Origin of the sequence: Aminobacter sp. SR38, from assembly GCF_014843375.1 — a bacterium.
In the GTDB taxonomy this organism is placed as follows: domain Bacteria; phylum Pseudomonadota; class Alphaproteobacteria; order Rhizobiales; family Rhizobiaceae; genus Aminobacter; species Aminobacter ciceronei.
Genome location: NZ_CP062112.1, coordinates 3544586 through 3566416 on the forward strand (window position 1 = coordinate 3544586; position 21831 = coordinate 3566416).

Sequence of the window (21831 nt, forward strand, 5' to 3'; positions counted from 1 at the left end):
ATCATCCCGACGATGAACTGATCGTTTCTAGCTGGAAAATGAACGGGCGCCCGTTGGGCGCCCGTATTACGTTTCGTCCTCTTCTTCCGGTCCCGGCTGGTACTCCAGCAGGTCGCCCGGCTGGCACTCGAGCTCGGCGCAGATGCGGGCGAGCGTCGAAAACCTGACACCGCGCACCTTGCCGGACTTCAGCAGCGACAGGTTCTGCTCAGTGATGCCGATCTTGGCGGCGAGTTCCTTGGAACGCATCTTGCGGCGCGCCAGCATGACGTCGAGATTGACGATGACCGGCATGTCAGACGAACCGCTTGTTGTCGTCGTCGACCTCGGCGGCCACCGCAAGGAGGTGGCCAAAGACGATCAGTATGCCCGACAGGATCAGGGCCAGCAGTTCGTGCGTGCCGAAGCTGATCGCCAGGAACCGCTGGCCGGCCGGCATGTCGAGGCTGACGATGAGCGAGACCAGCGGCGGGGCCAACGCCATGGCGATCGCGTTGGTCAGAAAAGCCACGCCTGACAGGCGCATCAGGCGCGCGCTTTCAGCGCCGACGATGTCATGCAGGCCGATCTCGCGGAACGCCGCCCGCAGCGTCTGCAGCGCCCATCCGAGCAATCCGGCCTGTGCGAGAAATGCCGCTGCCAGCAACAGCATCGTCGAGGTCGAGAGCTGCGGCGGCCTCGGAAGTGCCAGCCTTTCGATCACGAACGTGCCGATCCAGGTCGGGTCGGACCAGGCCAGTACCAGCCCGTAGAGGACGAACAGGCCGAGAATGGCCATCAGCACGAGGATGAGCTTTTCCATGCGCCGGCTCAGCAAACGGGCGCGCTCGCGGGCAGTCTCCATTTCGGCCTCTCAAATTCTGTTTGCAAAAATTATCGTAAAACAATAAGTCAGTGCTGTCAAACAACCATACGGAGGCATTATGTCGGTGCGTGGACGTTCGATTGCAGGGCTGGCCTCGCTGTTGACGCTGTCTGCCTGCGCTTCGCTCAATCCTATGGCGCTGACCAGGCTCGCAGCCCTTGATCCTCTAGAGATCGCGCCGGAGCAGATGAGCGTCGCAGCCGTCATGCCTGTTCCGCTCAAGCTGCGCACCGGCGATGTCGTGCTGCATTTCGCGATGGAGGCGCCGGCACCTTATGGACCGGTCAACGAGGCCTTGCCGCTCGAAATCGTATCAGGCGACAATGCGCCGGGCGTGTCGGCCAGCCCTTCCTTCGAAAGGATCCAGGTCGCTCGCGTCGCGCAGGCGGACCTGGCCCGGCTCGCCGCCGCGCAGGCCAAGGCGCGCGCTTTCAAGGCGACCGGCCGGAAGGACGGCAAGGGCAGCATATCCGTGACGATCAAGGGTGGATGCCGCGACGGTGCCATCAACCCCGGCGCGCTCGTGGCAGAGATTTTCATGCGCAGCCAGGCGGACGAACAGTACTTCCTGGTGTCGTCGGTAAACCTGAGAAAACTGCTGACGGACGACGCCATCGCAAAGCTGCCATTGTGTGATCCCCGACAGGGCTGACGTGCCGCCGCTTGTTGCGGCGGTGTGCAGCAATATGCCCCGGGTGCGAGGGCCTGGACGGAATGACGGAAGGCCCAATGCTTCCGGGGCTTCCACTGGCCCTTCGTGTTAAGATGGGTCGTTACCTTCCCGCACAGATGCGGCGGCAAGGAGGTGTCGAATGGCGCTCGCGCCCGCATTCCACACAAGCGGGCTGGCGGCCGTCGGCTTGGCGCTGATGCTGCCGGCCACCCCGGCAGTTGCAGAGCTGTTCTGCAGCGACCATGACGCGATCGTGGCCGGCCTGACGGACAGTTTTCACGAGCGGCGCCTTGGTTACGGCGTCGCCAGCGACGCGGCCATCGTCGAAATCTACATCTCCGCCGATGGCACCTGGACCGTGCTGTTGTCGGATGTCAGAGGCCGCAGCTGTGTGCTCGCCGCCGGCGACGGCTGGGAGAGCGCCGTTGACGAGGTCAGGGAAGCCGAACCGAGGCATTGATCGATCATGCGGCCTTACCGCGTCGCTGCCGCCTCGGCGTGGGCGCGCAGCATCGCCATCAGCCGCTCGGCTTCCTGCGCTGCACTTTCCTCGTCGTGCTCAAGGATCGAGCGGATCAGCGCGACGTGGTGTTCTGCGGACGCGGCGAGGCCGGTGTCACGCTGATAGCGGAACCAGAAACGCCGGCTGTGGGTCTGCAGAGGTGCCGCGAGGCGGGCGGCGAAATCGTTGTCGGCGGCAAGGGCGAGGGCCTCGTCGAGCGCCTTGTCGGCCGCGAGGAAGCCGAGCACGTCGGCTGCGATCACTGCTTTCTGCATCGCAAGGGCTGCGGCATGGAACTGGTTGGCGGCATCGCGGGTGACGAAGCGCGCCGCCGAGCGAGCAAGCACGACCTCGATGCCGCGGCGCGCGTCGAGCACGCGCAGCCAGTCGCCGGGGTGCAGCGGCGCAATCGCCAGGCCGGCGCGCGGCCTGATCTCGACCAGTCCTTCCCAGGCCAGGCGCTGGATCGCCTCGCGCACCGGCGTGCGGCCAAGGCCAAGCCTGTCGATCAGAGAACCTTCGGTGGCAATGGTCCCAGGGGCGAGCTCGAGGGTGACGATGAGCCGTTCGAGCTCGCGGTAGGCCCGTGTCGCAGCCGGTTCCAGTTTCTCAGCTTGCATGACCGAATCTCTTGAAAGCGCAATGATATATTTTTGATATATCAGATGCGATTGCCAATTGACAATGTTGGTCGCCTAGTCATATATCACTGATATATCAGATGGAGAAAGCGCCATGTGGGCCGGAGTCATCCCAGCAGTCACCACCAAATTCACGGCGGACGATCGCCTCGATCATGCCGAAATGGAGCGCTGCTTCGCGCTGCAGATGGAGGCCGGATGTGACGGCCTGATCGTCGCCGGCTCGCTCGGCGAGGGCCCGATGCTCTCGCATGACGAAAAGATCGAAGTGCTGAAGACCGCCCAGAAGGTCGCCGCCGGCAAGCCGGTGCTGCTGACGGTCAACGAGGCCGGCACCCGCGAGGCGGCGGCCATCGCTAAGCGCGCCTCTAGGGAAGGCGCGTCCGGCCTGATGGTGGTGCCGAGCCCGATCTACCACACCAACCCGGAAGAGACGGTGGCGGCCCTTCGCGCCGTGGCCGAAGCCGGCGACCTGCCGGTCATGATCTACTCCAACCGCCTCGCCTACCGCGTCGACGTCACTGTCGACCAGATGGAGGAACTGGCGTCCGACACGCGCTTCGTCGCGGTCAAGGAATCGTCCGACGACATCCGCCGCTCGACCGAGATCATCAACCGCCTGGGCAACCGCTACGACCTGTTCACCGGCGTCGACAACCTCGCCTTCGAGGCTCTTTCGGTCGGCGCCATCGGTTGGGTTGCAGGCCTCGTCGTCGCCTTCCCGCGCGAGACTGTCGCCATCTACCAGCTGATGAAGCAGGGCCGGCGCGAAGAGGCGCTCGCCATCTACCGCTGGTTCCGCCCGCTGCTCGACCTCGACGTCTCGACCTATCTGGTCCAGAACATCAAGCTTGCCGAGGTGCTGGCGATCGGCTCCCACGATCGTGTGCGCATGCCGCGCAAGCCATTGTCGGGCGAGCGCCGCAACGCGGTCGAGAAGATCATCAAGGACGCCCTGGAAGTCCGCCCCAAGCTGCCTTCGTTCTGATCTGGTAAGGGCAGGGCTCGGAGGGGAGCAAGGCATGAGTGCAGCGGTCGACGAGATCGACATTGCCATCATCGGCGCCGGCATCGTCGGCATCGTAGCGGCTGCCTATCTCGCCGAGGCCGGGCGCAAGGTGACGGTCTTTGACCGCACCGGCGTCTGCGAGGAAACCAGCTCCGGCAATGCCGGGGCGTTTGCGTTCTCCGATGTCCTGCCGCTTGCGCACAAGGGCATGATGCGCAACGTACCGAAATGGCTGGCCGACCCGCTTGGCCCGCTGACCATTCCACCTGCCTACCTGCCCAAGCTTGCGCCATGGCTCTTCCGCTTCTGGCGTGCCGGGGCGCCCGCCAACTATGAGGCGAGCCTTGCCGCGCAGGCCGGGCTGATGAAGCTCGCCGAGCAGGAGTGGGCGTCGCTGATGGCGCGCTCGGGTACCGGCTCGATGCTGCGCGAGGACGGTTCGCTTGAACTCTACGAGCGTGAGGCGGAGTTCAAGGCGGCATTGCCGAGCTGGGCGGCGCGTGACCGCTTCGGCATCGCCTACCGGCATCTCGAAAAGCACGAACTCGCAAACTATCAGCCCGGGCTGGCCGACCGCTTCACGCGTGGCACCTTCGTGCCCGGCTGGAAGACGGTGTCCGACCCGAAGGATCTCGGCAAGGCGATCTGGCGTCATGCCGAGGCCAGCGGCGCTTCCTTCGTCAAGGGCGATGTCGGGCTTGTCCGGCCGACTGGTGACCGCATCCTGATCCAGCTCAAGCAAGGCCGCACGCTGTTCGCCCGCCAGGTGCTGATCGCTGCCGGAGCCTGGTCGCATTTGCTCGCCCGTCAGCTCGGCGACGTCATCCCGCTCGAAACCGAGCGCGGCTACAACACGACGCTCCCCACCAGTGCTTTCGACGTCAACCGACAGCTGATCTTCTCCGGCCATGGCTTCGTCATCACGCCGCTTGCCACCGGCCTGCGCGTCGGCGGCGCAGTCGAGCTGGGCGGCATCTCGCGGGCGCCGAACTATGCGCGGTCGAAGGCGATGCTGGAGAAGGCGCGCAAGTTCCTACAGGGTCTCGATACTTCGGGCGGGCGCGAATGGATGGGCTTCCGCCCGTCGCTGCCCGATTCGCTGCCGGTCATTGGCGGCTCGCGCAGCCAAGCCGGCGTCCACTACGCTTTCGGCCATGGTCACCTTGGCCTCACCCAGGCGGCGGCCACTGGCCGGCTGGTGCGCGAGCGGATGCTGGGTCAAAAGTCGGCGATCGATCTCACCCCCTTTTCCGCCCAACGTTTCTGACGCAAGGTATCATCATGGCGCGCCACTCCTTTTTCTGTATCGACGGCCACACCTGCGGCAATCCGGTGCGGCTGGTGGCGGGCGGCGGCCCCCGCCTCGAAGGCGCGACGATGATGGAACGTCGGGCGCATTTCCTTGCCGAATACGACTGGATCCGCACCGGGCTGATGTTCGAGCCGCGCGGCCATGACGTGATGTCGGGCTCGATCCTCTATCCGCCGACGCGCGAGGATTGCGATGTCGCCATCCTGTTCATCGAGACGTCGGGCTGCCTGCCGATGTGCGGCCACGGCACGATCGGCACGGTGACGATGGCGATCGAGCACGGGCTGATCAAGCCGAAGACGCCGGGCACGCTGCGCCTCGACACGCCGGCCGGCCTCGTGATTGCCGAGTACAGGCAGGTCGGCGATTATGTCGAGGAAGTGCGCATCACCAACGTGCCGTCCTTCCTTTATGCCGAAGGGCTTTCGGTCGAATGCCCTGTACTCGGCGAGATCAGGGTCGACGTCGCTTATGGCGGAAATTTCTACGCCATCGTCGAGCCGCAGGAAAACTACCGCGACATGGCCGACTACACCGCCGGCGATTTCATCGCCTGGAGCCCTGTCGTGCGGCAGCGGCTGAACGAAAAATACCAGTTTGTGCATCCTGAAAATCCCGGCATCGATCGGCTGTCGCACATGCTGTGGACGGGTGCGCCGAAGCATGCCGAAGCGCATGCCCGCAACGCGGTCTTCTATGGCGACAAGGCGATCGACCGCTCGCCTTGCGGCACCGGCACCTCGGCGCGCATGGCGCAGCTTCACGGCAAGGACAAGCTCAGGGCGGGTGACGATTTCGTGCACGAATCGATCATCGGTTCGCTGTTCAAGGGGCGGGTCGAGCGCGAGGTCGAAGTGGCCGGCAAGAAGGCGATCATTCCCTCGATCGGGGGGTGGGCGCGGATGACCGGATTGAACACCATCTTCATCGACGATCGCGATCCGTTCGCGCATGGGTTCATAGTCAAATAGTCGTATGGCAGGGAGCTGGAGCAGCCAATATGTCTAGACATTCATAGGAAAGAGACCATCGGCAAGACGCAAGGAACTGTCGCAGCTACGTATCTTGGCGCTACATTCTTCGATAATGGCGCGCAAAATCACCGGAATCGGCAAAGACATTGCGTTGAGCCAATGATAGGTTTCGCGATAGTCCAGGGCCTGGACAACAAAAAACAGAGGCGGCGGAAAACGCTGTCCGGCAAGCCGCAACGGGTTGAAGAATCACGTTGCAATCCAGGCTCGAAACTTTAGGACTAGGGGAAATATCAAAAGGAATGCGTGCACGCGCGACATTCCAGGGGAGCCGCATCCATATGCAATATTTCGTCCAGCAGCTGGTCAATGGGCTGACGCTGGGGTCCATCTATGGCCTGATCGCGATCGGCTATACGATGGTCTACGGCATCATCGGCATGATCAATTTCGCCCATGGCGACATCTTCATGCTCGGGGCGTTTACCGCTCTGATCGTGTTCCTGATCCTGGGCGCCATGTTCTATTCGGTGCCGGTCGTCATCGCCCTGCTGATCATGATGGTCGTGGCGATGCTCCTGACCAGCCTCTACAACTGGACGATCGAAAAGGTGGCCTACAGGCCGCTGCGCGGATCGTTCCGCCTGGCGCCGCTGATCACCGCCATCGGCATGTCGATCGCGCTGTCCAATTTCGTTCAGGTCACCCAGGGTCCGCGCAACAAGCCGATCCCGCCAATGGTCAGCCAGGTCTACAATGTCGGCGGCATCTCGATTTCGCTGAAGCAGATCATCATCGTCGTGGTCACCGCCCTGCTGCTCGCTTTGTTCTGGTACCTCGTCAACAAGACCTCGCTCGGCCGCGCCCAGCGTGCCTGCGAGCAGGACCGCAAGATGGCAGCTTTGCTCGGCATTGACGTCGACCGCACCATCTCCATCACCTTCATCATGGGTGCAGCCCTTGCCGCCGTCGCCGGTACCCTGTTCCTCATGTATTACGGTGTCGTTGCCTTCTCCGACGGTTTCGTGCCCGGGGTCAAAGCCTTCACGGCGGCGGTGCTTGGCGGCATCGGCTCGTTGCCGGGAGCTGTCATTGGCGGCCTGATGATCGGCTTCATCGAAAGCATGTGGTCGGCCTACTTCTCGATCGACTACAAGGACGTTGCAGCGTTCTCGATCCTCGCCATCGTGCTCATCTTCCTGCCCTCCGGCATCCTTGGCCGGCCCGAAGTCGAGAAGGTCTGACAACATGGCCAATATCGCCCAAGCTTCACGCGAAGAGACCGCCAGCCCCTTGCAGCACGGCCTTCGCGAGGCCTTCTATGCGGGTATCATCGCGTTTGGCCTTTTCTTCCTCTTCATCGGCCTCAAGACCGACCAGAACATCAGCAACGAACTGGTCCTCGTTCCGCGCTGGGGCCTGCTTACCATCGTCGTCGGCCTGGTCATGCTCGGCCGCTTCCTCTACGTCGCCTATGCGCAGCCATTCATGGCGCGGCAGAAGATCGTCGATGTCGCCAGCGGGCTGCTGCCCGACAGCGTGGCGACGCGGTTCTTCCGCTTGCCCTACTTCATTGGGGCGCTGGTCGTCGCGGCGGTGCTTCTGTTGTTCGCCGGCTCGCTTGACGGGATTTTCGGTTCCGGCCTGGCTGGTTACCTGCGCTTCTTCCGTGCGCTGGCGATCATCTATGCGCTGGCCTCGGTGCTGTTCTACTTCCGCGCCTTCATCCATAACCACTTTTCGGCCCTCGGCGTCGGCGTCCTGATCGCCTATCCAATCGTTGTCGTGCTGATCCTGGCGCTCTTGACGGGGTCGATGGCTGGCGGCTTCCAGGGTTCGCTCAAGTGGGTCGACAATTTCGGCATCCAGATCCTGATCTACGTCATGCTGGCCTGGGGCCTGAACATTGTTGTCGGTCTCGCCGGGCTGCTCGATCTTGGCTACGTCGCCTTCTACGCCGTCGGCGCCTATGCCTATGCGCTTTTGGCAACACAGCTCGGCTGGTCGTTCTGGATCCTGCTGCCGGTGGCCGGCATCATGGCCGCCTTCTGGGGCGTCATCCTCGGTTTCCCGGTGCTGCGGCTTCGAGGCGACTATCTGGCGATCGTCACGCTCGCCTTCGGTGAGATCATCCGCCTCGTGCTGATCAATTGGCGCGAAGTCACCAACGGTGCTGCCGGCATCTCCGGCATCCCGAAGGTCAGCTTCTTCGGGCTGATGTCGTTCAACGTCTCCGATCCCAACTACATCGCCAAGGTGCTCGGCATTGCCCAGTCCGGCGCCTACTACAAGATCTTCCTCTACTACCTCATCCTTGGCCTGGCGCTGCTGACTGCCTTCGTCACCATACGCCTGCGCCGCATGCCGGTCGGCCGCGCCTGGGAAGCGCTGCGCGAGGACGAGATCGCTTGCCGTTCGCTCGGCATCAACACCACCACCACCAAGCTCACCGCCTTTGCGACAGGCGCCATGTTCGGCGGTTTCGCCGGTTCGTTCTTCGCCGCGCGCCAGGGCTTCGTGTCGCCTGAATCCTTCGTCTTCCTGGAATCGGCGATCATCCTGGCTATCGTGGTGCTCGGCGGCATGGGGTCGCTGGTCGGCATCGCGGTCGCGGCCGCGGTGATGATCGGCGGCACCGAGATCCTGCGCGAGATGGAGTTCCTCAAGCACGTCTTCGGGCCGGACTTCACGCCTGAGCTTTACCGCATGCTGCTGTTTGGCATGGCGATGGTCATCGTGATGCTGTGGAAGCCTAGAGGTTTCGTCGGCAGCCGCGAACCCACCGCCTTCCTGCATGAACGAAAAGCTGTCTCCAGTTCCTTCACCAAGGAAGGACACGGCTGATGAACGCGAGCGCATCCATGAGCAAGCCGATCCTGCAGGTCGAGCATCTGTCGATGAAATTCGGTGGCCTTGTCGCCATCGGCGACCTGTCCTTTGAGGCCAAGCGCGGGGAAATCACCGCGCTGATCGGCCCGAACGGTGCCGGCAAGACCACGGTCTTCAACTGCATTACGGGCTTCTACAAGCCGACCGAAGGCATGATCCGGTTCAACGGCCGCGAAGGCGGGGAATTCCTCCTCGAGCGCATGCCGGACTTCCAGATCACCGCCAAGGCCAAGGTCGCGCGTACCTTCCAGAACATCCGGCTGTTTTCGGGCATGACGCTGCTCGAGAATCTTCTGGTTGCCCAGCACAACAAGCTGATGAAGGCCTCCGGATTTACCGTCATGGGCCTGGTCGGCCTTGGCGGCTACCGCAGGGCGTCGGCTGAATCAGTCGAGCTTGCCAAGCATTGGCTCGAAAAGGCCGAACTGCTCGACCGTGCCGACGATCCGGCGGGCGACCTTCCCTATGGCGCACAACGCCGCCTCGAGATTGCGCGCGCCATGTGTACCGGGCCCGAGCTGCTTTGCCTCGACGAGCCGGCGGCCGGCCTCAACCCTAAAGAGTCGCTGGCGCTCAATACGCTGCTCAACGACATCAAGGACAACACCGGCACTTCGATCCTGCTCATCGAGCACGACATGTCGGTGGTCATGCAGATTTCCGACCACGTCGTGGTGCTGGAATACGGCCGCAAGATTTCCGATGGCGACCCGATGTCGGTCAGGACGGATCCGAAGGTCATTGCCGCCTATCTCGGCGTTGACGACGAAGAGGTTTCCAACGTTCTGGTCGAGGTTGGCGACGAGCAGGTCATCGAAGAGCTCGAAGGCATGCCGGATCCGGCCCATGGACCTGGTTCGTCTTCGTCGATGATGGCCGGACCGGTGAGCGACACCATTGGCCACAGCGATGGTCATGGCGAAGTCGTCTCGGTCTCCAAGGGCGCATCGAAAGCCAGTCAGGTTGAAGTGCAGGCTGCAAGGGCAGCCGCCGCGTCTGCAAGCCAGATGGCTCCCGCCGGAAAGGCGACGAAGGCCAAGCCTGCGGCTGCACCAGCGGGGTTGATGTCTGCGCCGGTCAAGCCTGCGCCCAAGGCGGCAGCCGGCAAGGCATCCGCTGCTGTTCCTGCCAAGCTAGCGGCAAAGGCTGAGACGAAGCCTGCGGCCAGGGCAAGCAGGCCTGCGGTCGTGAAAGAGGCGGTCAAGCCCGCGGCCAAGGCAGCGCCGGCACCTGCAAAGCAAGTCGCCAGGGGGGATGCGCCGAAGGCTGCTGCCAAGACAACGACCAAGGCCCCGGCGAAGGCTGCTCCGGCAGCCAAGCCAGCCGCTGTATCGGCCAAGCCGGTTGCCAAAGCCACGACCTCTGCGAAGCCGACCGGCACGGCCACGCCGCGGGCGAAACCGGCTGCCAGGGCGACACCAGCCGCGAATCCTGCTACCAAGACAGCAAAGGTCGTAAAGTCTGCAGTCACGGCCACGCCGGCACCAAAGGGCAGCGCCAAGCCTGTCCCGGCTGCCAAGCCAGCGGTCGCCAAAGCCGAAACGAAGACGCCAGAAAAGCCGTCATCAACGGCCGCGGCAAAGGCGCCCGCCAAGCCTGCGGCGTCAACGCCCAAACCGACTGCCGCCAAGCCGGCGGCGTCCAAACCTGCCGCCGCGAAGCCCTCAGCTCCGAAGACCATCTCCAACGTACTTGCCGCTCCGCGTGGCGGCGTTGCCGACCGGCTCATCGCGATCAAGGGCATCGGGCCGGTCAACGAAAAGAAGCTCAACGAGCACGGTATCTTCCATTTCGACCAGGTGGCGGCGTGGAAGAAGTCGGACATCGCGGCGGCCGAGGCCTATCTCGCCTTTGACGGCCGCATCGAACGGGAAGACTGGGTGGGGCAGGCCAAGGCGCTGGCGCGTGAAGCGGCCAAGCCGGCGAAAGCCAAGCGCGGAGGTGGCAAGTGACGGCTAAGACCTTGCTCGACATCAAAGGTGTCGAGACCTACTACGGCAACATCCGCGCCCTCAGCGGCGTCGACGTCGCTGTCAATGAAGGCGAGATCGTCGCGCTGATCGGCGCCAACGGCGCTGGCAAGTCGACGCTGATGATGACCATCTTCGGTACGCCAAGGGCGCGCCGCGGCACCATCACCTTCGCCGGAACCGACATCACCGACATGCCGACGCACGAGATCGCGAGGTTGCGCATCGCGCAATCGCCCGAGGGCCGGCGCATCTTCCCGCGCATGACGGTGATGGAAAATCTGCAGATGGGCGCAAGCCTCGACAACCTCAAATACTATGATGAGGACGTCGAGAAGGTGTTCACGCTGTTTCCACGTCTCAAGGAGCGCATCGGCCAGCGCGGCGGCACGCTTTCCGGCGGAGAGCAGCAGATGCTGTCGATCGGCCGCGCGCTGATGGCTCGACCCAAGCTGCTGCTGCTCGACGAGCCTTCGCTCGGCCTGGCGCCGCTGATCGTGAAGCAGATCTTCGACGCCATCCGCGAGCTCAACCGCACCCAAGGGCTGACCGTGTTCCTTGTCGAGCAGAACGCCTTCGGCGCCCTCAAGCTGGCGACGCGCGGCTACGTCATGGTCAACGGCGTCGTCACGATGAGCGGCACCGGCAAGGATCTGCTCGCCGATCCCGAGGTTCGCGCAGCCTATCTCGAAGGCGGCCGTCACTAGGAGACACCATCATGCACGGCATTCTCTACGAGGAAGCCTCGATCTGGCAGTTCCTGTTCGTCAGCTGCCTGCTGGGTGGATGGGCGGCCTGGATGACCGGACGCGCCTGTGCCCAGACCTGGCGCAGCTACGCGCAGCTCGTGTTGTACATTCTGGGGCTTGGGCTCGGCGTGCGCTTCATCCACCACGCGCTGTTCGAGGGCACCATGTTCTCGCTGCAATACTATATCGTCGACACCGTCATATCGCTGGTTTTTGCAACGCTTGGTTACAAATACACCCGCACCAATCAGATGGTGAAGCAATATCACTGGCTCTATGAAAAGGCCTCGCCGCTTTCTTGGCGCGCCAAGTCTTGAGGGGGGTCTAACGCGCCGATTCGCAAATGAATCGGCGTGACAACTGCCGGAAAATCGGCAAACTCACCTTTCTGCGATATGGGTGGGCATCGCATGAAAGAACATCCACGCCCACTCAACTAATGGGAGTGTTTCAATGAAAAAGTCACTTTTGTCGGCTGTTGCACTGACCGCGCTTGTGGCGTTCAGCGGCAGCGCATGGGCCGATATCATTGTTGGCGTCGCTGGCCCGATCACCGGCCCGAACGCAGCCTTCGGAGCGCAGCTCCAGAAGGGTGCCGAGCAGGCGGTTGCCGACATTAACGCAGCTGGCGGCATCAACGGCGAGCAGATCAAGCTGGTTGTCGGCGACGACGTTTCCGATCCGAAGCAGGGCATCTCGGTCGCCAACAAGTTCGTCGCTGACGGCGTCAAGTTCGTGGTCGGTCACTTCAACTCGGGCGTCTCGATCCCGGCTTCGGAAGTCTACGCCGAGAACGGCATTCTCGAAATCACCCCGGCTGCGACCAACCCGCAGTTCACCGAGCGTGGCCTGTGGAACACCTTCCGCACCTGCGGCCGTGACGACCAGCAGGGCGCCATCGCCGGCGCATATCTGGCTGAGAAGTTCAAGGACGCCAAGATCGCGGTGATCCACGACAAGACGCCTTACGGCCAGGGTCTGGCTGACGAAACCAAGAAGGCGATGAACGCTGCCGGCCTGACCGAGGTCATGTACGAAGGCGTCAACATCGGCGACAAGGATTTCTCGGCACTCATCGGCAAGATGAAGGAAGCCGGCGTCACCATCATCTATTGGGGCGGCCTACACACCGAAGCCGGCCTGATCATCCGCCAGACGGCTGACCAGGGCCTCAAGGCGAAGCTGGTTTCGGGCGATGGCATCGTCTCGAACGAACTCGCCTCGATCGCTGGCGACGCTGTTGCCGGTACCCTCAACACCTTCGGTCCCGATCCGACGCTGAACCCGACCAACAACGCGCTGGTCGAAAAGTTCCGTGCCGCCGGCTTCAACCCCGAGGCTTACACCCTCTACTCCTACGCAGCGATGCAGGTCATCGCCGAAGCTGCCAAGAAGGCCGGTTCGGTCGATCCGCAGGAAGTGGCGAAGGCAATGAAGGCGAACACCTTCCCGACCGTGCTTGGCGACATGGGCTTCGACGAGAAGGGCGACCCGAAGCTGCCCGGCTACATCATGTATGAATGGGTGAAGGGCGACGACGGCAAGTACACCTACAAGCCGCAGAAGTAATTTCAGCAGGGTCTGCTGATGTGAGATGCCCGGCGCGAAAGCGTCGGGCATTTTTTTGTGCCGTGGAAAAATGCCGGTCTGACCCAACGGAAATTAAATCGATTTAGCAATGTGTGTTTTCGGTTGCACCGCAGCATTTTCCCGCTAATCATTCGCCGCCTCTTAAATATCCGGTCCCTGGAGCGTATTCGTGCCGATCAGCAAGATCCTCGTCGCCAACCGATCCGAAATCGCCATCCGCGTCTTCCGCGCGGCCAATGAGCTGGGGCTCAAAACTGTGGCGATCTGGGCCGAAGAGGACAAATATTCGCTGCATCGCTTCAAGGCCGACGAAAGCTACCAGGTCGGCCGTGGTCCCCATCTCACCAAGGACATGGGACCGATCGAAAGCTACCTGTCGATCGAGGAGATCATCCGCGTCGCCAGGCTGTCGGGTGCCGATGCCATCCATCCCGGCTATGGTCTGTTGTCGGAGAGCCCCGAGTTCGCTGACGCCTGTGCTGCCAATGGCATCACCTTCATCGGGCCGAAGCCCGAGACCATGCGCCGGCTTGGCAACAAGGTGGCGGCGCGCAACCTTGCCATTGAAGTCGGTGTGCCGGTGATCCCGGCGACCGACCCTCTGCCCGACGACATGGACGAGGTGAAGAGGCTCGCCGCCGAGGTTGGCTATCCCGTCATGCTCAAGGCCTCATGGGGTGGCGGAGGTCGTGGCATGCGCGCCATCCGCAGCGAGGCCGACCTCATCCGCGAGGTGACCGAAGGCAAGCGCGAAGCCAAGGCGGCGTTCGGCAAGGACGAGGTCTATCTTGAAAAGCTGATCGAACGCGCTCGCCACGTCGAGGTGCAGGTGCTGGGTGACACCCATGGCAACGCCGTGCACCTGTTCGAGCGCGACTGCTCGATCCAGCGCCGCAACCAGAAGGTCGTCGAGCGCGCACCAGCACCTTACCTCAGCGAGGAGCTGCGCCAGGAGCTGTGCGGTTATGCCCTCAAGCTCGCCCGCGACACCGCCTATATCGGCGCGGGCACTGTCGAGTTCCTGCAGGATGCCGACACCGGCAAGTTCTACTTCATCGAGGTCAACCCGCGCATCCAGGTCGAACATACCGTCACCGAGCAGGTGACCGGCATCGACATCGTCAAGGCACAGATCCACATCCTTGACGGCTTCGCCATAGGCACGCCGGAATCGGGCGTGCCCGTCCAGGCAGACATCCGCCTCAACGGCCATGCCTTGCAGTGCCGCATCACGACCGAGGACCCGGAGCAGAACTTTATTCCCGACTATGGCCGCATCACCGCCTATCGCGGCGCCACCGGTTTCGGCATCCGCCTCGACGGCGGCACGGCCTATTCGGGCGCGGTCATCACCCGTTTCTACGATCCGCTGCTGGAAAAGGTCACCGCCTGGGCGCCGAACCCGGTCGAGGCGATCGCGCGCATGCATCGGGCGCTGCGCGAGTTCCGCATTCGCGGCGTGGCGACCAACCTGACCTTCCTCGAAGCGATCATCACGCACCCGTCGTTCCGCGATAATTCCTACACCACCAGATTCATCGACTCGACGCCCGAGCTGTTCGCGCAGGTCAAGCGCCAGGACCGCGCCACCAAGCTGCTCAACTACCTCGCCGACGTCACCGTCAACGGCCACCCGGAGACGCGTGGCCGCGCCGCGCCCAATCCAGAGGCCGCAGCACCCGTCGTGCCGTGGTTCACCGGCCCGATCCCCGACGGCACTAGGCAGATGCTCGACCAGCTTGGCCCGGAGAAGTTCGCGGCCTGGATGCGGGCGCAGAAGCAGGTACTGATCACCGACACGACGATGCGTGACGGCCACCAGTCGCTTCTGGCGACGCGGGTGCGCACCCATGACATCGCCAAGATTGCCGGTACCTATGCGCGCGCGCTGCCGCAGCTGCTGTCGCTCGAATGCTGGGGCGGTGCCACCTTCGACGTCGCCATGCGCTTCCTGACCGAAGACCCGTGGGAGCGGCTATCGAAAGTCCGTCAGGCGGCGCCCAACATCCTGCTGCAGATGCTGCTGCGCGGCGCCAACGGCGTCGGCTACACCAACTATCCCGACAACGTCGTCCAGCATTTCGTTCGCCAGGCTGCATCAGGTGGCGTCGACCTGTTCCGCGTCTTCGACTGCCTCAACTGGGTCGAGAACATGCGCGTGTCGATGGATGCGGTCGGTGCCGAGGGCAAGCTCTGCGAAGCGGCGATCTGCTACACCGGTGACATCCTCGACCCGAACAGGGCGAAGTACGACCTGAAGTATTATGTCGGCCTCGCCAAGGAGCTGGAAGCGGCCGGCGCGCACATCATCGCCGTCAAGGACATGGCGGGCCTGCTCAAGCCGGCTGCGGCGCGCGTGCTGTTCAAGGCGCTGCGTGAGGCCACCGACCTGCCGATCCATTTCCACACCCACGACACGTCGGGCCTGTCGGCGGCAACCGTGCTGGCGGCGGTCGAAAGCGGCGTCGATGCCATCGACGCGGCCATGGATGCCTTCTCCGGCAACACCTCGCAGCCGTGCCTGGGCTCGATCGTCGAGGCACTGCGTGGTTCGGATCGCGACCCGGGCCTGGCGCCCGAATGGATCCGCCGCATCTCGTTCTACTGGGAAGCCGTGCGCAACCAGTATGCCGCCTTCGAGAGCGACCTGAAGGGACCCGCTTCGGAGGTCTATCTGCATGAGATGCCGGGTGGCCAGTTCACCAACCTGAAGGAACAGGCCCGCTCGCTCGGCCTCGAGACCCGCTGGCACGAGGTGGCGCAGGCTTATCACGACGTCAACCTGATGTTCGGCGACATCGTCAAGGTGACGCCGTCGTCCAAGGTCGTCGGCGACATGGCACTGATGATGGTCAGCCAGGAGCTGACCGTCGCCGACGTCGAGAACCCGGCCAAGGACATTGCCTTCCCGGACTCGGTGGTGTCGATGCTGCGCGGCGATCTCGGCCAGTCGCCGGGCGGCTGGCCGGCGGCACTGCAGAAAAAGGTGCTGAAGGGCGAGACACCGATCACCACGCGCCCCGGTTCGCTGCTCAAGCCGGCCGATCTCAAGGCCAACCGCAAGGAAATCGAGAGCAAGCTCGGGCGCAAGCTGTCCGAGGACGAGTTTGCCTCCTGGCTGATGTACCCGAAGGTGTTCACCGACTTCGTCGGCGCCCAGGACACCTACGGTCCGGTCAGCGTGCTGCCGACGCCGGTCTATTTCTACGGCATGAAGCCGGAGGACGAGGTTTTCGTCGATATCGAAAAGGGCAAGACGCTGGTCATCCGTTGCCTCGCTGTCGGCGACGTCGACGAGAAGGGCATGGTGACGGTGTTCTTCGAACTCAACGGCCAGCCGCGCCGCGTCAAGGTGCCGGACCGTGCCCATGGCGCATCCGCCTCCAAGGCACGGCGCAAGGCCGAGGCGGGCAACGACGCCCATGTCGGTGCGCCGATGCCGGGTGTCGTCTCGACGCTCGCCGTTTCGGCCGGCCAGCCGATCAAGGCCGGCGACGTGCTGCTGTCGATCGAAGCCATGAAGATGGAAACTGCACTGCATGCCGAACGCGACGGCACCATCGCCGAAGTGCTGGTGCGTGCCGGCGACCAGATCGACGCCAAGGACCTTTTGGTCGTCTACGGCTGATCTCGCTCAGGGTCGGGGGCTCAGAACAGCCCCTGACCTGCCTTTGCTTCTTCCGCCATGGTGCGGCGGATCAGGTTCTTGTACATGTAGCCGCGCTGGCCTTTGTAGACGACCGTGCACCAGTTGCAGTCGACCTCGGCCTCGATCTCGGCATTGGCCGGAACGACGACGATCACCTTGGCCTCGTCGGCAGGTCCGTCACGCAAATTGGCGTATTTCACCACCTTTGCCGGGCGCAACTCCGGCAGCGGACCGGTGGTCGCCTGGGCAACATTACCGGTCTCGCCGTCTATCATGCCGGTCTGCTGCTCGAGCATCGCCACTTCGGTTTCCGTCTCCGCCACCTGGACGTCGATCGAACCGCGCAACCCTTCCGTTGGAATGGCCGTGGTCGGCGCTGGATCGGGCGCCCGGTCGGCGGCCGTGGTCAATGGCGTTGTGGCCGTCTCGCCTCGCTCGTCCGGGCCGGCAGCTGCCGTCGCCCGGGGCTTTTCGAAATGGCTGGTTGCGGGTGCCGAGGCCAGGGCTGACAGGAGCGGGGCCTGTGTTGGCGCCGGCACTGCCGGAACCGGAGCGGCTGCTGTCTGACCGGCGGCCGATGCGATCGGCTTGGCTGTCTCGGCGGGGATTTCCGTGCCGGGGATCTTGGTTTCGAGGCGCGGGGGCACGACGGCTGCGGTTTCTATCGGGTCCGGCTCGTCGCTGCCGGTGAGCCCGAATGCGACGATGGCGATCGCCAGCGCCGCAGCTGCGCCAAGCAAGCCGATTTCGAGCTTCGACAGATGCAGCCGGGGCAGACGGGCGGCGAGGCCGCTTGATATCCCGGCAAGCCGGAAGGCGGGGGTATTCATGGTACAAGACTCCACACTGGTACAGCCCGGCGACATGCCGAAGCCGACCCCCAACCCGATTTGGCATGCAACGTATCGAAACGATTGCGAACGTGGAGTGTGTTGCCCGTCCCGCCGCAGTTTCCAGGCTTCCCTGCTAGCCCAGCTATTCGACGGAATTCGGGCAATCGTTAACCTTTGTTACCGTCTTGGCCCAATGCTTGCCATGAAAGCTGACTTGACTGGCTTCTAAATCGATTTAAAAATCAGCATTCGCCTTGAAATGCGGTGGCGACACCGGGACCTGTCGAGCTTGGCGGTCACTTTTTGAATCCGACGATCACGGCAGATTGAAATCGATTTCAGCTGCCAGGCAGCTATGTTAGGAGTCGCGCTCGATGAACATCAAAGACGCCACCCCGACACCCGCCAACGCTTCGGCCCGATGGGCTGTCGCAGCAGCATTTTTCATGAACGGCTTCATGACCGGAAGCTGGGCGCCGCAGATTCCGTTGCTGGTCACCCGGCTCGGCATCAGCGAGTTCGTGCTCGGCCTGTTGATCCTTGGTTTCGGCATCGGCGCGCTGACGGCGATGCCGTTCTCAGGTTACCTGATGACCAAGCGCGGCTCACGCCCTGTTGTCATCGGCTTCGCCTGGATTCTGGTCTTTGCACTGCTGATGGTAGCCTTGGCGCCCAATGTCTGGCTGACTGCGGTGACGATGTACATCTTCGGCGCCACGGCGGGCGCCATGGATGTCGCCATGAACGCCAATGCCGTTGCGGTGGAAAAGCGGCTGTCGCGTGCCATCATGTCGTCGTCGCACGGCTTCTGGAGCCTTGGCGGCTTCGTCGGCGGCGGGCTTGGCGGCATCATCATCCAGCAGTTCGGGCATCTGCCGCATGCCTTGTTCGTCACGCTCGTTGCAGCGGCCATGACCGCCTTTGCCCTGCGCTATCTGATCGAGGACAAGCCGGTGGCGCATGAGCATCGGCATTTCCGCATGCCGCGCCTGGCGGCCATTTATCTCGTCGGTGTCATGGCGCTGTTTTCGATGATCCCGGAAGGTGCGGTGCTCGACTGGGCGGCGCTCTACCTCAAGCAGGAACTTGGCGCCGACATCGCTACCGCCGGTTTCGCCTTTGCCGCCTTCTCCGGCATCATGGCACTGATGCGGTTCCTGGGTGATGGTGTCCGCAACCGCTTCGGTGCGGTCAACACCCTGCGCGTCTCGGCACTGGTCGCCGCTGCCGGCATGCTGGCTGCAGGCCTTGCGCCCAATCCCTGGATCGCCATCGCCGCCTTCGCCATGTGCGGGCTGGGCGTCGCCAACATGGTGCCGATCGCCTTCTCCGCCGCCGGAAACCAGCCCGGCGTGGTGCCGAACATCGGCATGAGCGTGGTCACCACGATGGGGTATTCAGGCATACTGGTGGCGCCGTCGGCGATCGGCTTCGTCGCCGGCCATACGGGCTTTGCGCCTGTTTTCGTCACCTTGTCCGGCCTGCTGGTCGTGGTATCCGTCATGGCCGGGCTCGCCCGCCATGCCGACTTCAGGGCCGTGTCTCAAACGGCGCCGGCGGAATAACGCTTCAGCTCTTCGTGCAGGAAGTCGACGACGCGACGGATACGTACGCTTGCGCGCACGTCGCGATGCATGGCGAGCCAGACCGGCAGTACAGGCAGCGGCAGGTCAGGCAGGACGACCTCCAGCCCCGGCTCGCGGCGGATCAGCGGCAACTGGCCGATACCCACGCCGTTGCCGGCCCGCACGGCCTCCCAGAGCACGATGTGGTTGTCGGAGCGGAAGCGGAAGGCATGCCGCGTCATCCCGGGGTAGAAGCGTTCGAGGCCGCGGATCATCTCGTCGCTGCGGTCGAACCCGATCAGGTCATGCTGCTGCAGATCCTCCGGATGCCCCAGCCGGCCGCGGCGGTCGAGATAGGTTGTAGCAGCGCACATCCGTAGCGCGATGTCGGTGACCTTGCGCGCCACCAGCTCGTTCTGGGCCGGCTGCACCATGCGGATCGCGATGTCGGCGTCGCGGCGCAGAAGATTCTCGACCTGGTTGGACGCGACGACCTCGACCTCGATGCCCGGCTCTTCCATTCCGAGATGCGCCAGCATCACAGGCAGGACATGTGCGGCGACCATCTCGCTCGCCGCGATCCGGACCGTGCCTTCGATCGCTTCCACCGCGCCCAAAGCGAGCCGCGCGAATGATGTTGCCTGTTCGCTGACGGCACGGCCCCGCTCGAACAGCAGGCTACCGGCCTCGGTCAGCACATAACCCTGGCGGCCACGCCGAAACAGCGTGACGTCGAGTACGTGCTCGAGCTCGGCGATATGGCGACCCAGGGTCGGCTGGCTGGAGCCCAGTTTGCGCGCCGCGGCCGACAGGCTGCCGGTTTCGGCAACCGCGACGAAGCTTCGGATGAGGTTCCAGTCGAGCTCAGGCATCTATACAAAAACGAATATCAGGTTGCCATTTCCAGTCAATTTATTTCCCGAAATGAATGAACGACATTGCGGTCACACAACAGGAGTGACCGACATGACCAAGATCGCAATATTGGGTGGCCGCGGCCGGCTTGGCCGCGCCGTCGCCAAGGCCTTTCTCGACGCGGGATACCAGGTGAGGGCCATCACCCGCGACGGGACGCTGCCGGCTGAGCTTGCTGGCGCCGAAGCGTTCGCCGCCGACGCGCTCGACCGGCAGTCGCTTGTCGCTGCCACACGTGGCATGGACATCGTCTTCAACGGCCTGAGTCCCGTCTACACCGACTGGAGCTCGGTGCTGCCGATGGCCGAAAACGTCATGGCTGCCTGCCACGCCAATGGCGCGCTGCACATGGTTGCCGGTACCGTCTACAACTTCGGCTCGCCGATGCCTGCCGTCATATCCGAGGACACGCCGCAGCGACCGACGACCGACAAGGGCCGCATCCGCGCAGAGCAAGAAGAGCTGTACCGGAACGAGGCCGATGCCGGCCGGGTTCGTACTGTGTTGCTCAGGGCCGGCGACTTCTTTGGCGGCAAGGGCACGGGCTCCTGGTTCGACCTGATCATCGCCTCCAAGCTGGCCAAGGGCGTCTACACCGCGCCTGGCCCCGTGGATCTCGTTCATGCCTGGGCCTATCTGCCCGATCTCGCCAGAACGTTTGTGGCGCTGGCCGACAGGCGAGAGTCTCTCGGCGCCTATGAAAGCTTCAATCTCCCGGGCCACTCCCTGACCGACCTGGAGATCAAGGCGGCAATGGGGCGTGTGACAGGCCGCAAGCTCAAGCTCACTAGCATGCCGTGGTGGGTGCTGCGCGCCGGCAGCCCGTTCGTGCCGATGTGGAAGGCGATCGTATCGATGTCCTATCTGCGCTTCGAACCGCATCGCCTCGTCTCGATGCGGCTGGGAGCCGCCATCGGCGAGATCCCGCACACGCCGCTGGACGAGGCGGTGAAGGGCGCGCTCGACGATCTTGACTTGCTCCCTTCCAGACTCAAGTCGGCCGCCTGAAGCCTTTCAGCTTCCAGCCGGTGACTGTGCATGAGATAGTTGCCGTGTGGGGGGCGTTGGATGAGCGCGTTGACCGGTATCGCCTTGTTGCTCGCAGCTTGCAACGGCGCCGGCCGTGGCCGACGCGCTCTCCGACAGCCGGGACCTACACGACACGATCTCCGCCCAGTCGGCCGTGCTTGAAAGCCTGATCGAGAAGGTGGACGACGCCGCCCAGACTGCCGCCGACATCGAGAGGCTCGTCTATCTGCCAAGCTCGAAGCGGGAGAAGGCCTGGGCTTTGAAGGCCATGGATGTCGGCGGGGCCGCCAACCCCTACAGAAAGTACGGCGTCTGCCTTGAGGCGTCGTCCGACTTCAATGCTTATGTCACCGATGTCCAGCATGCGTTGCGGACCGGGGCGTCCCGGCCCGGCACGATTACCGCAAGGGGCTGGCGACCTGCGCAGGCTTGCACCAGTCGCCTTAGCCGGCTGGTCCGCTGACGGTCAGATCCGCCCCATCAGCATCAACACCAAGAGCACCACGAGCAGGATGCCGACGATGCCCGATGGGCCATATCCCCATCCGCGCGAGTGCGGCCAGGCCGGCACCGCGCCGAGCAGGATCAGGATCAGGATGATGATGAGCAGGGTTGAAATCGTCATTGTTCATGCCTCGGATTCTTGGGGTTCATCGAGGCAGCAAC

21 protein-coding genes are annotated in these 21831 nt (G+C 63.5%); 15 read left to right on the plus strand and 6 right to left on the minus strand.

The window, feature by feature from the left end:
* Positions 1-66: 66 nt before the first annotated feature.
* Together IG197_RS17310 and IG197_RS17315 are read right to left on the minus strand one after the other, a co-directional pair.
* Positions 67-294, minus strand: coding sequence for a helix-turn-helix transcriptional regulator (locus IG197_RS17310; RefSeq protein ID WP_192313696.1), 228 nt, complete (start codon positions 292-294; stop codon positions 67-69).
* 1 nt (position 295) lies between these two features.
* Positions 296-844, minus strand: a complete 549-nt coding sequence (locus IG197_RS17315) for a hypothetical protein (protein ID WP_192313699.1) — start codon at positions 842-844, stop codon at positions 296-298.
* Positions 845-929: 85 nt separating this feature from the next.
* Between IG197_RS17315 and IG197_RS17320 the strand changes: the two genes are divergently transcribed.
* Positions 930-1517 carry a hypothetical protein gene (locus IG197_RS17320; RefSeq protein ID WP_192313703.1) on the plus strand — a complete coding sequence of 196 codons (588 nt, stop codon included), beginning with the start codon at positions 930-932 and terminating at the stop codon, positions 1515-1517.
* Between the two features lie 160 nt (positions 1518-1677).
* Positions 1678-1998 (plus strand): hypothetical protein, encoded by a 321-nt coding sequence (locus tag IG197_RS17325; protein WP_246765178.1) that lies wholly within the window; start codon positions 1678-1680, stop codon positions 1996-1998.
* 14 nt (positions 1999-2012) lie between these two features.
* Here IG197_RS17325 and IG197_RS17330 read toward each other — a convergent pair whose 3' ends face one another.
* On the minus strand, positions 2013-2660 hold the full coding sequence (locus IG197_RS17330) for a GntR family transcriptional regulator (RefSeq protein WP_192313706.1): 648 nt from the start codon (positions 2658-2660) through the stop codon (positions 2013-2015).
* Between the two features lie 115 nt (positions 2661-2775).
* On the opposite strand from IG197_RS17330, the gene IG197_RS17335 reads away from it, so the two are divergent.
* From IG197_RS17335 to pyc, 10 genes are all read left to right on the plus strand, one after another.
* The gene (locus IG197_RS17335; protein ID WP_067956627.1) at positions 2776-3669 is read left to right on the plus strand and encodes a dihydrodipicolinate synthase family protein; all 894 of its coding nucleotides are present in this window, start codon (positions 2776-2778) and stop codon (positions 3667-3669) included.
* A 34-nt stretch (positions 3670-3703) separates the two neighbouring features.
* Complete coding sequence (locus IG197_RS17340) at positions 3704-4957, plus strand: FAD-binding oxidoreductase (protein ID WP_192313708.1); 1254 nt, start codon at positions 3704-3706, stop codon at positions 4955-4957.
* Between the two features lie 14 nt (positions 4958-4971).
* A complete protein-coding gene (locus IG197_RS17345) occupies positions 4972-5973 on the plus strand; it encodes a 4-hydroxyproline epimerase (RefSeq protein ID WP_067956631.1) in 1002 nt (333 codons plus the stop codon).
* Between the two features lie 344 nt (positions 5974-6317).
* Entirely contained in the window at positions 6318-7220 is a 903-nt protein-coding gene (locus tag IG197_RS17350) for a branched-chain amino acid ABC transporter permease (protein WP_115730383.1), read from the plus strand.
* 4 nt (positions 7221-7224) lie between these two features.
* Positions 7225-8820: a high-affinity branched-chain amino acid ABC transporter permease LivM gene (livM, locus tag IG197_RS17355; protein ID WP_067956637.1), complete on the plus strand. Its 1596-nt coding sequence runs from the start codon at positions 7225-7227 to the stop codon at positions 8818-8820.
* A complete protein-coding gene (locus IG197_RS36240) occupies positions 8820-10817 on the plus strand; it encodes an ATP-binding cassette domain-containing protein (RefSeq protein WP_246765179.1) in 1998 nt (665 codons plus the stop codon). The genes livM and IG197_RS36240 overlap by 1 nt, the downstream gene beginning before the upstream one ends.
* Positions 10814-11542 carry an ABC transporter ATP-binding protein gene (locus IG197_RS17370; protein ID WP_067956640.1) on the plus strand — a complete coding sequence of 243 codons (729 nt, stop codon included), beginning with the start codon at positions 10814-10816 and terminating at the stop codon, positions 11540-11542. Before IG197_RS36240 ends, IG197_RS17370 begins: the two co-directional genes overlap by 4 nt.
* Positions 11543-11553: 11 nt before the next feature.
* A complete protein-coding gene (locus IG197_RS17375) occupies positions 11554-11901 on the plus strand; it encodes a DUF6867 family protein (protein WP_192313711.1) in 348 nt (115 codons plus the stop codon).
* 136 nt (positions 11902-12037) lie between these two features.
* Positions 12038-13153 carry a branched-chain amino acid ABC transporter substrate-binding protein gene (locus IG197_RS17380; protein WP_067956644.1) on the plus strand — a complete coding sequence of 372 codons (1116 nt, stop codon included), beginning with the start codon at positions 12038-12040 and terminating at the stop codon, positions 13151-13153.
* Between the two features lie 190 nt (positions 13154-13343).
* On the plus strand, positions 13344-16802 hold the full coding sequence (gene pyc, locus IG197_RS17385) for a pyruvate carboxylase (protein WP_067956648.1): 3459 nt from the start codon (positions 13344-13346) through the stop codon (positions 16800-16802).
* Between the two features lie 20 nt (positions 16803-16822).
* Here pyc and IG197_RS17390 read toward each other — a convergent pair whose 3' ends face one another.
* Positions 16823-17653, minus strand: coding sequence for an SH3 domain-containing protein (locus IG197_RS17390; protein WP_192313713.1), 831 nt, complete (start codon positions 17651-17653; stop codon positions 16823-16825).
* 377 nt (positions 17654-18030) lie between these two features.
* Between IG197_RS17390 and IG197_RS17395 the strand changes: the two genes are divergently transcribed.
* Positions 18031-19221, plus strand: a complete 1191-nt coding sequence (locus tag IG197_RS17395; RefSeq protein ID WP_192313715.1) for an MFS transporter — start codon at positions 18031-18033, stop codon at positions 19219-19221.
* Here the strand turns inward: IG197_RS17395 and IG197_RS17400 are convergent.
* A complete protein-coding gene (locus IG197_RS17400) occupies positions 19200-20093 on the minus strand; it encodes a LysR family transcriptional regulator (RefSeq protein WP_192313717.1) in 894 nt (297 codons plus the stop codon). The genes IG197_RS17395 and IG197_RS17400 overlap by 22 nt on opposite strands.
* A 94-nt stretch (positions 20094-20187) precedes the next feature.
* Between IG197_RS17400 and IG197_RS17405 the strand changes: the two genes are divergently transcribed.
* Together IG197_RS17405 and IG197_RS17410 are read left to right on the plus strand one after the other, a co-directional pair.
* The gene (locus IG197_RS17405) at positions 20188-21144 is read left to right on the plus strand and encodes an NAD-dependent epimerase/dehydratase family protein (protein WP_192313719.1); all 957 of its coding nucleotides are present in this window, start codon (positions 20188-20190) and stop codon (positions 21142-21144) included.
* Positions 21145-21259: 115 nt separating this feature from the next.
* The gene (locus IG197_RS17410; protein WP_192313721.1) at positions 21260-21628 is read left to right on the plus strand and encodes a hypothetical protein; all 369 of its coding nucleotides are present in this window, start codon (positions 21260-21262) and stop codon (positions 21626-21628) included.
* Positions 21629-21631: 3 nt separating this feature from the next.
* Here the strand turns inward: IG197_RS17410 and IG197_RS17415 are convergent, their stop codons facing one another.
* Complete coding sequence (locus tag IG197_RS17415; RefSeq protein ID WP_083948446.1) at positions 21632-21790, minus strand: DUF3309 family protein; 159 nt, start codon at positions 21788-21790, stop codon at positions 21632-21634.
* Between the last annotated feature and the right edge of the window lie 41 nt (positions 21791-21831).

Coding starts and splice junctions, on each gene's coding strand:
- IG197_RS17330 (WP_192313706.1), bottom strand. CDS start 2,660: ATGCAAGCTGAGAAACTGGAACCGGCTGCGACACGGGCCTACCGCGAG.
- livM (WP_067956637.1), top strand. CDS start 7,225: ATGGCCAATATCGCCCAAGCTTCACGCGAAGAGACCGCCAGCCCCTTG.
- IG197_RS17335 (WP_067956627.1), top strand. CDS start 2,776: ATGTGGGCCGGAGTCATCCCAGCAGTCACCACCAAATTCACGGCGGAC.
- IG197_RS17395 (WP_192313715.1), top strand. CDS start 18,031: ATGAACATCAAAGACGCCACCCCGACACCCGCCAACGCTTCGGCCCGA.
- IG197_RS17400 (WP_192313717.1), bottom strand. CDS start 20,093: ATGCCTGAGCTCGACTGGAACCTCATCCGAAGCTTCGTCGCGGTTGCC.
- IG197_RS17375 (WP_192313711.1), top strand. CDS start 11,554: ATGCACGGCATTCTCTACGAGGAAGCCTCGATCTGGCAGTTCCTGTTC.
- IG197_RS17340 (WP_192313708.1), top strand. CDS start 3,704: ATGAGTGCAGCGGTCGACGAGATCGACATTGCCATCATCGGCGCCGGC.
- IG197_RS17390 (WP_192313713.1), bottom strand. CDS start 17,653: ATGAATACCCCCGCCTTCCGGCTTGCCGGGATATCAAGCGGCCTCGCC.
- IG197_RS36240 (WP_246765179.1), top strand. CDS start 8,820: ATGAACGCGAGCGCATCCATGAGCAAGCCGATCCTGCAGGTCGAGCAT.
- IG197_RS17325 (WP_246765178.1), top strand. CDS start 1,678: ATGGCGCTCGCGCCCGCATTCCACACAAGCGGGCTGGCGGCCGTCGGC.
- IG197_RS17350 (WP_115730383.1), top strand. CDS start 6,318: ATGCAATATTTCGTCCAGCAGCTGGTCAATGGGCTGACGCTGGGGTCC.
- IG197_RS17345 (WP_067956631.1), top strand. CDS start 4,972: ATGGCGCGCCACTCCTTTTTCTGTATCGACGGCCACACCTGCGGCAAT.
- IG197_RS17310 (WP_192313696.1), bottom strand. CDS start 294: ATGCCGGTCATCGTCAATCTCGACGTCATGCTGGCGCGCCGCAAGATG.
- IG197_RS17415 (WP_083948446.1), bottom strand. CDS start 21,790: ATGACGATTTCAACCCTGCTCATCATCATCCTGATCCTGATCCTGCTC.
- IG197_RS17380 (WP_067956644.1), top strand. CDS start 12,038: ATGAAAAAGTCACTTTTGTCGGCTGTTGCACTGACCGCGCTTGTGGCG.
- IG197_RS17315 (WP_192313699.1), bottom strand. CDS start 844: ATGGAGACTGCCCGCGAGCGCGCCCGTTTGCTGAGCCGGCGCATGGAA.
- IG197_RS17405 (WP_192313719.1), top strand. CDS start 20,188: ATGACCAAGATCGCAATATTGGGTGGCCGCGGCCGGCTTGGCCGCGCC.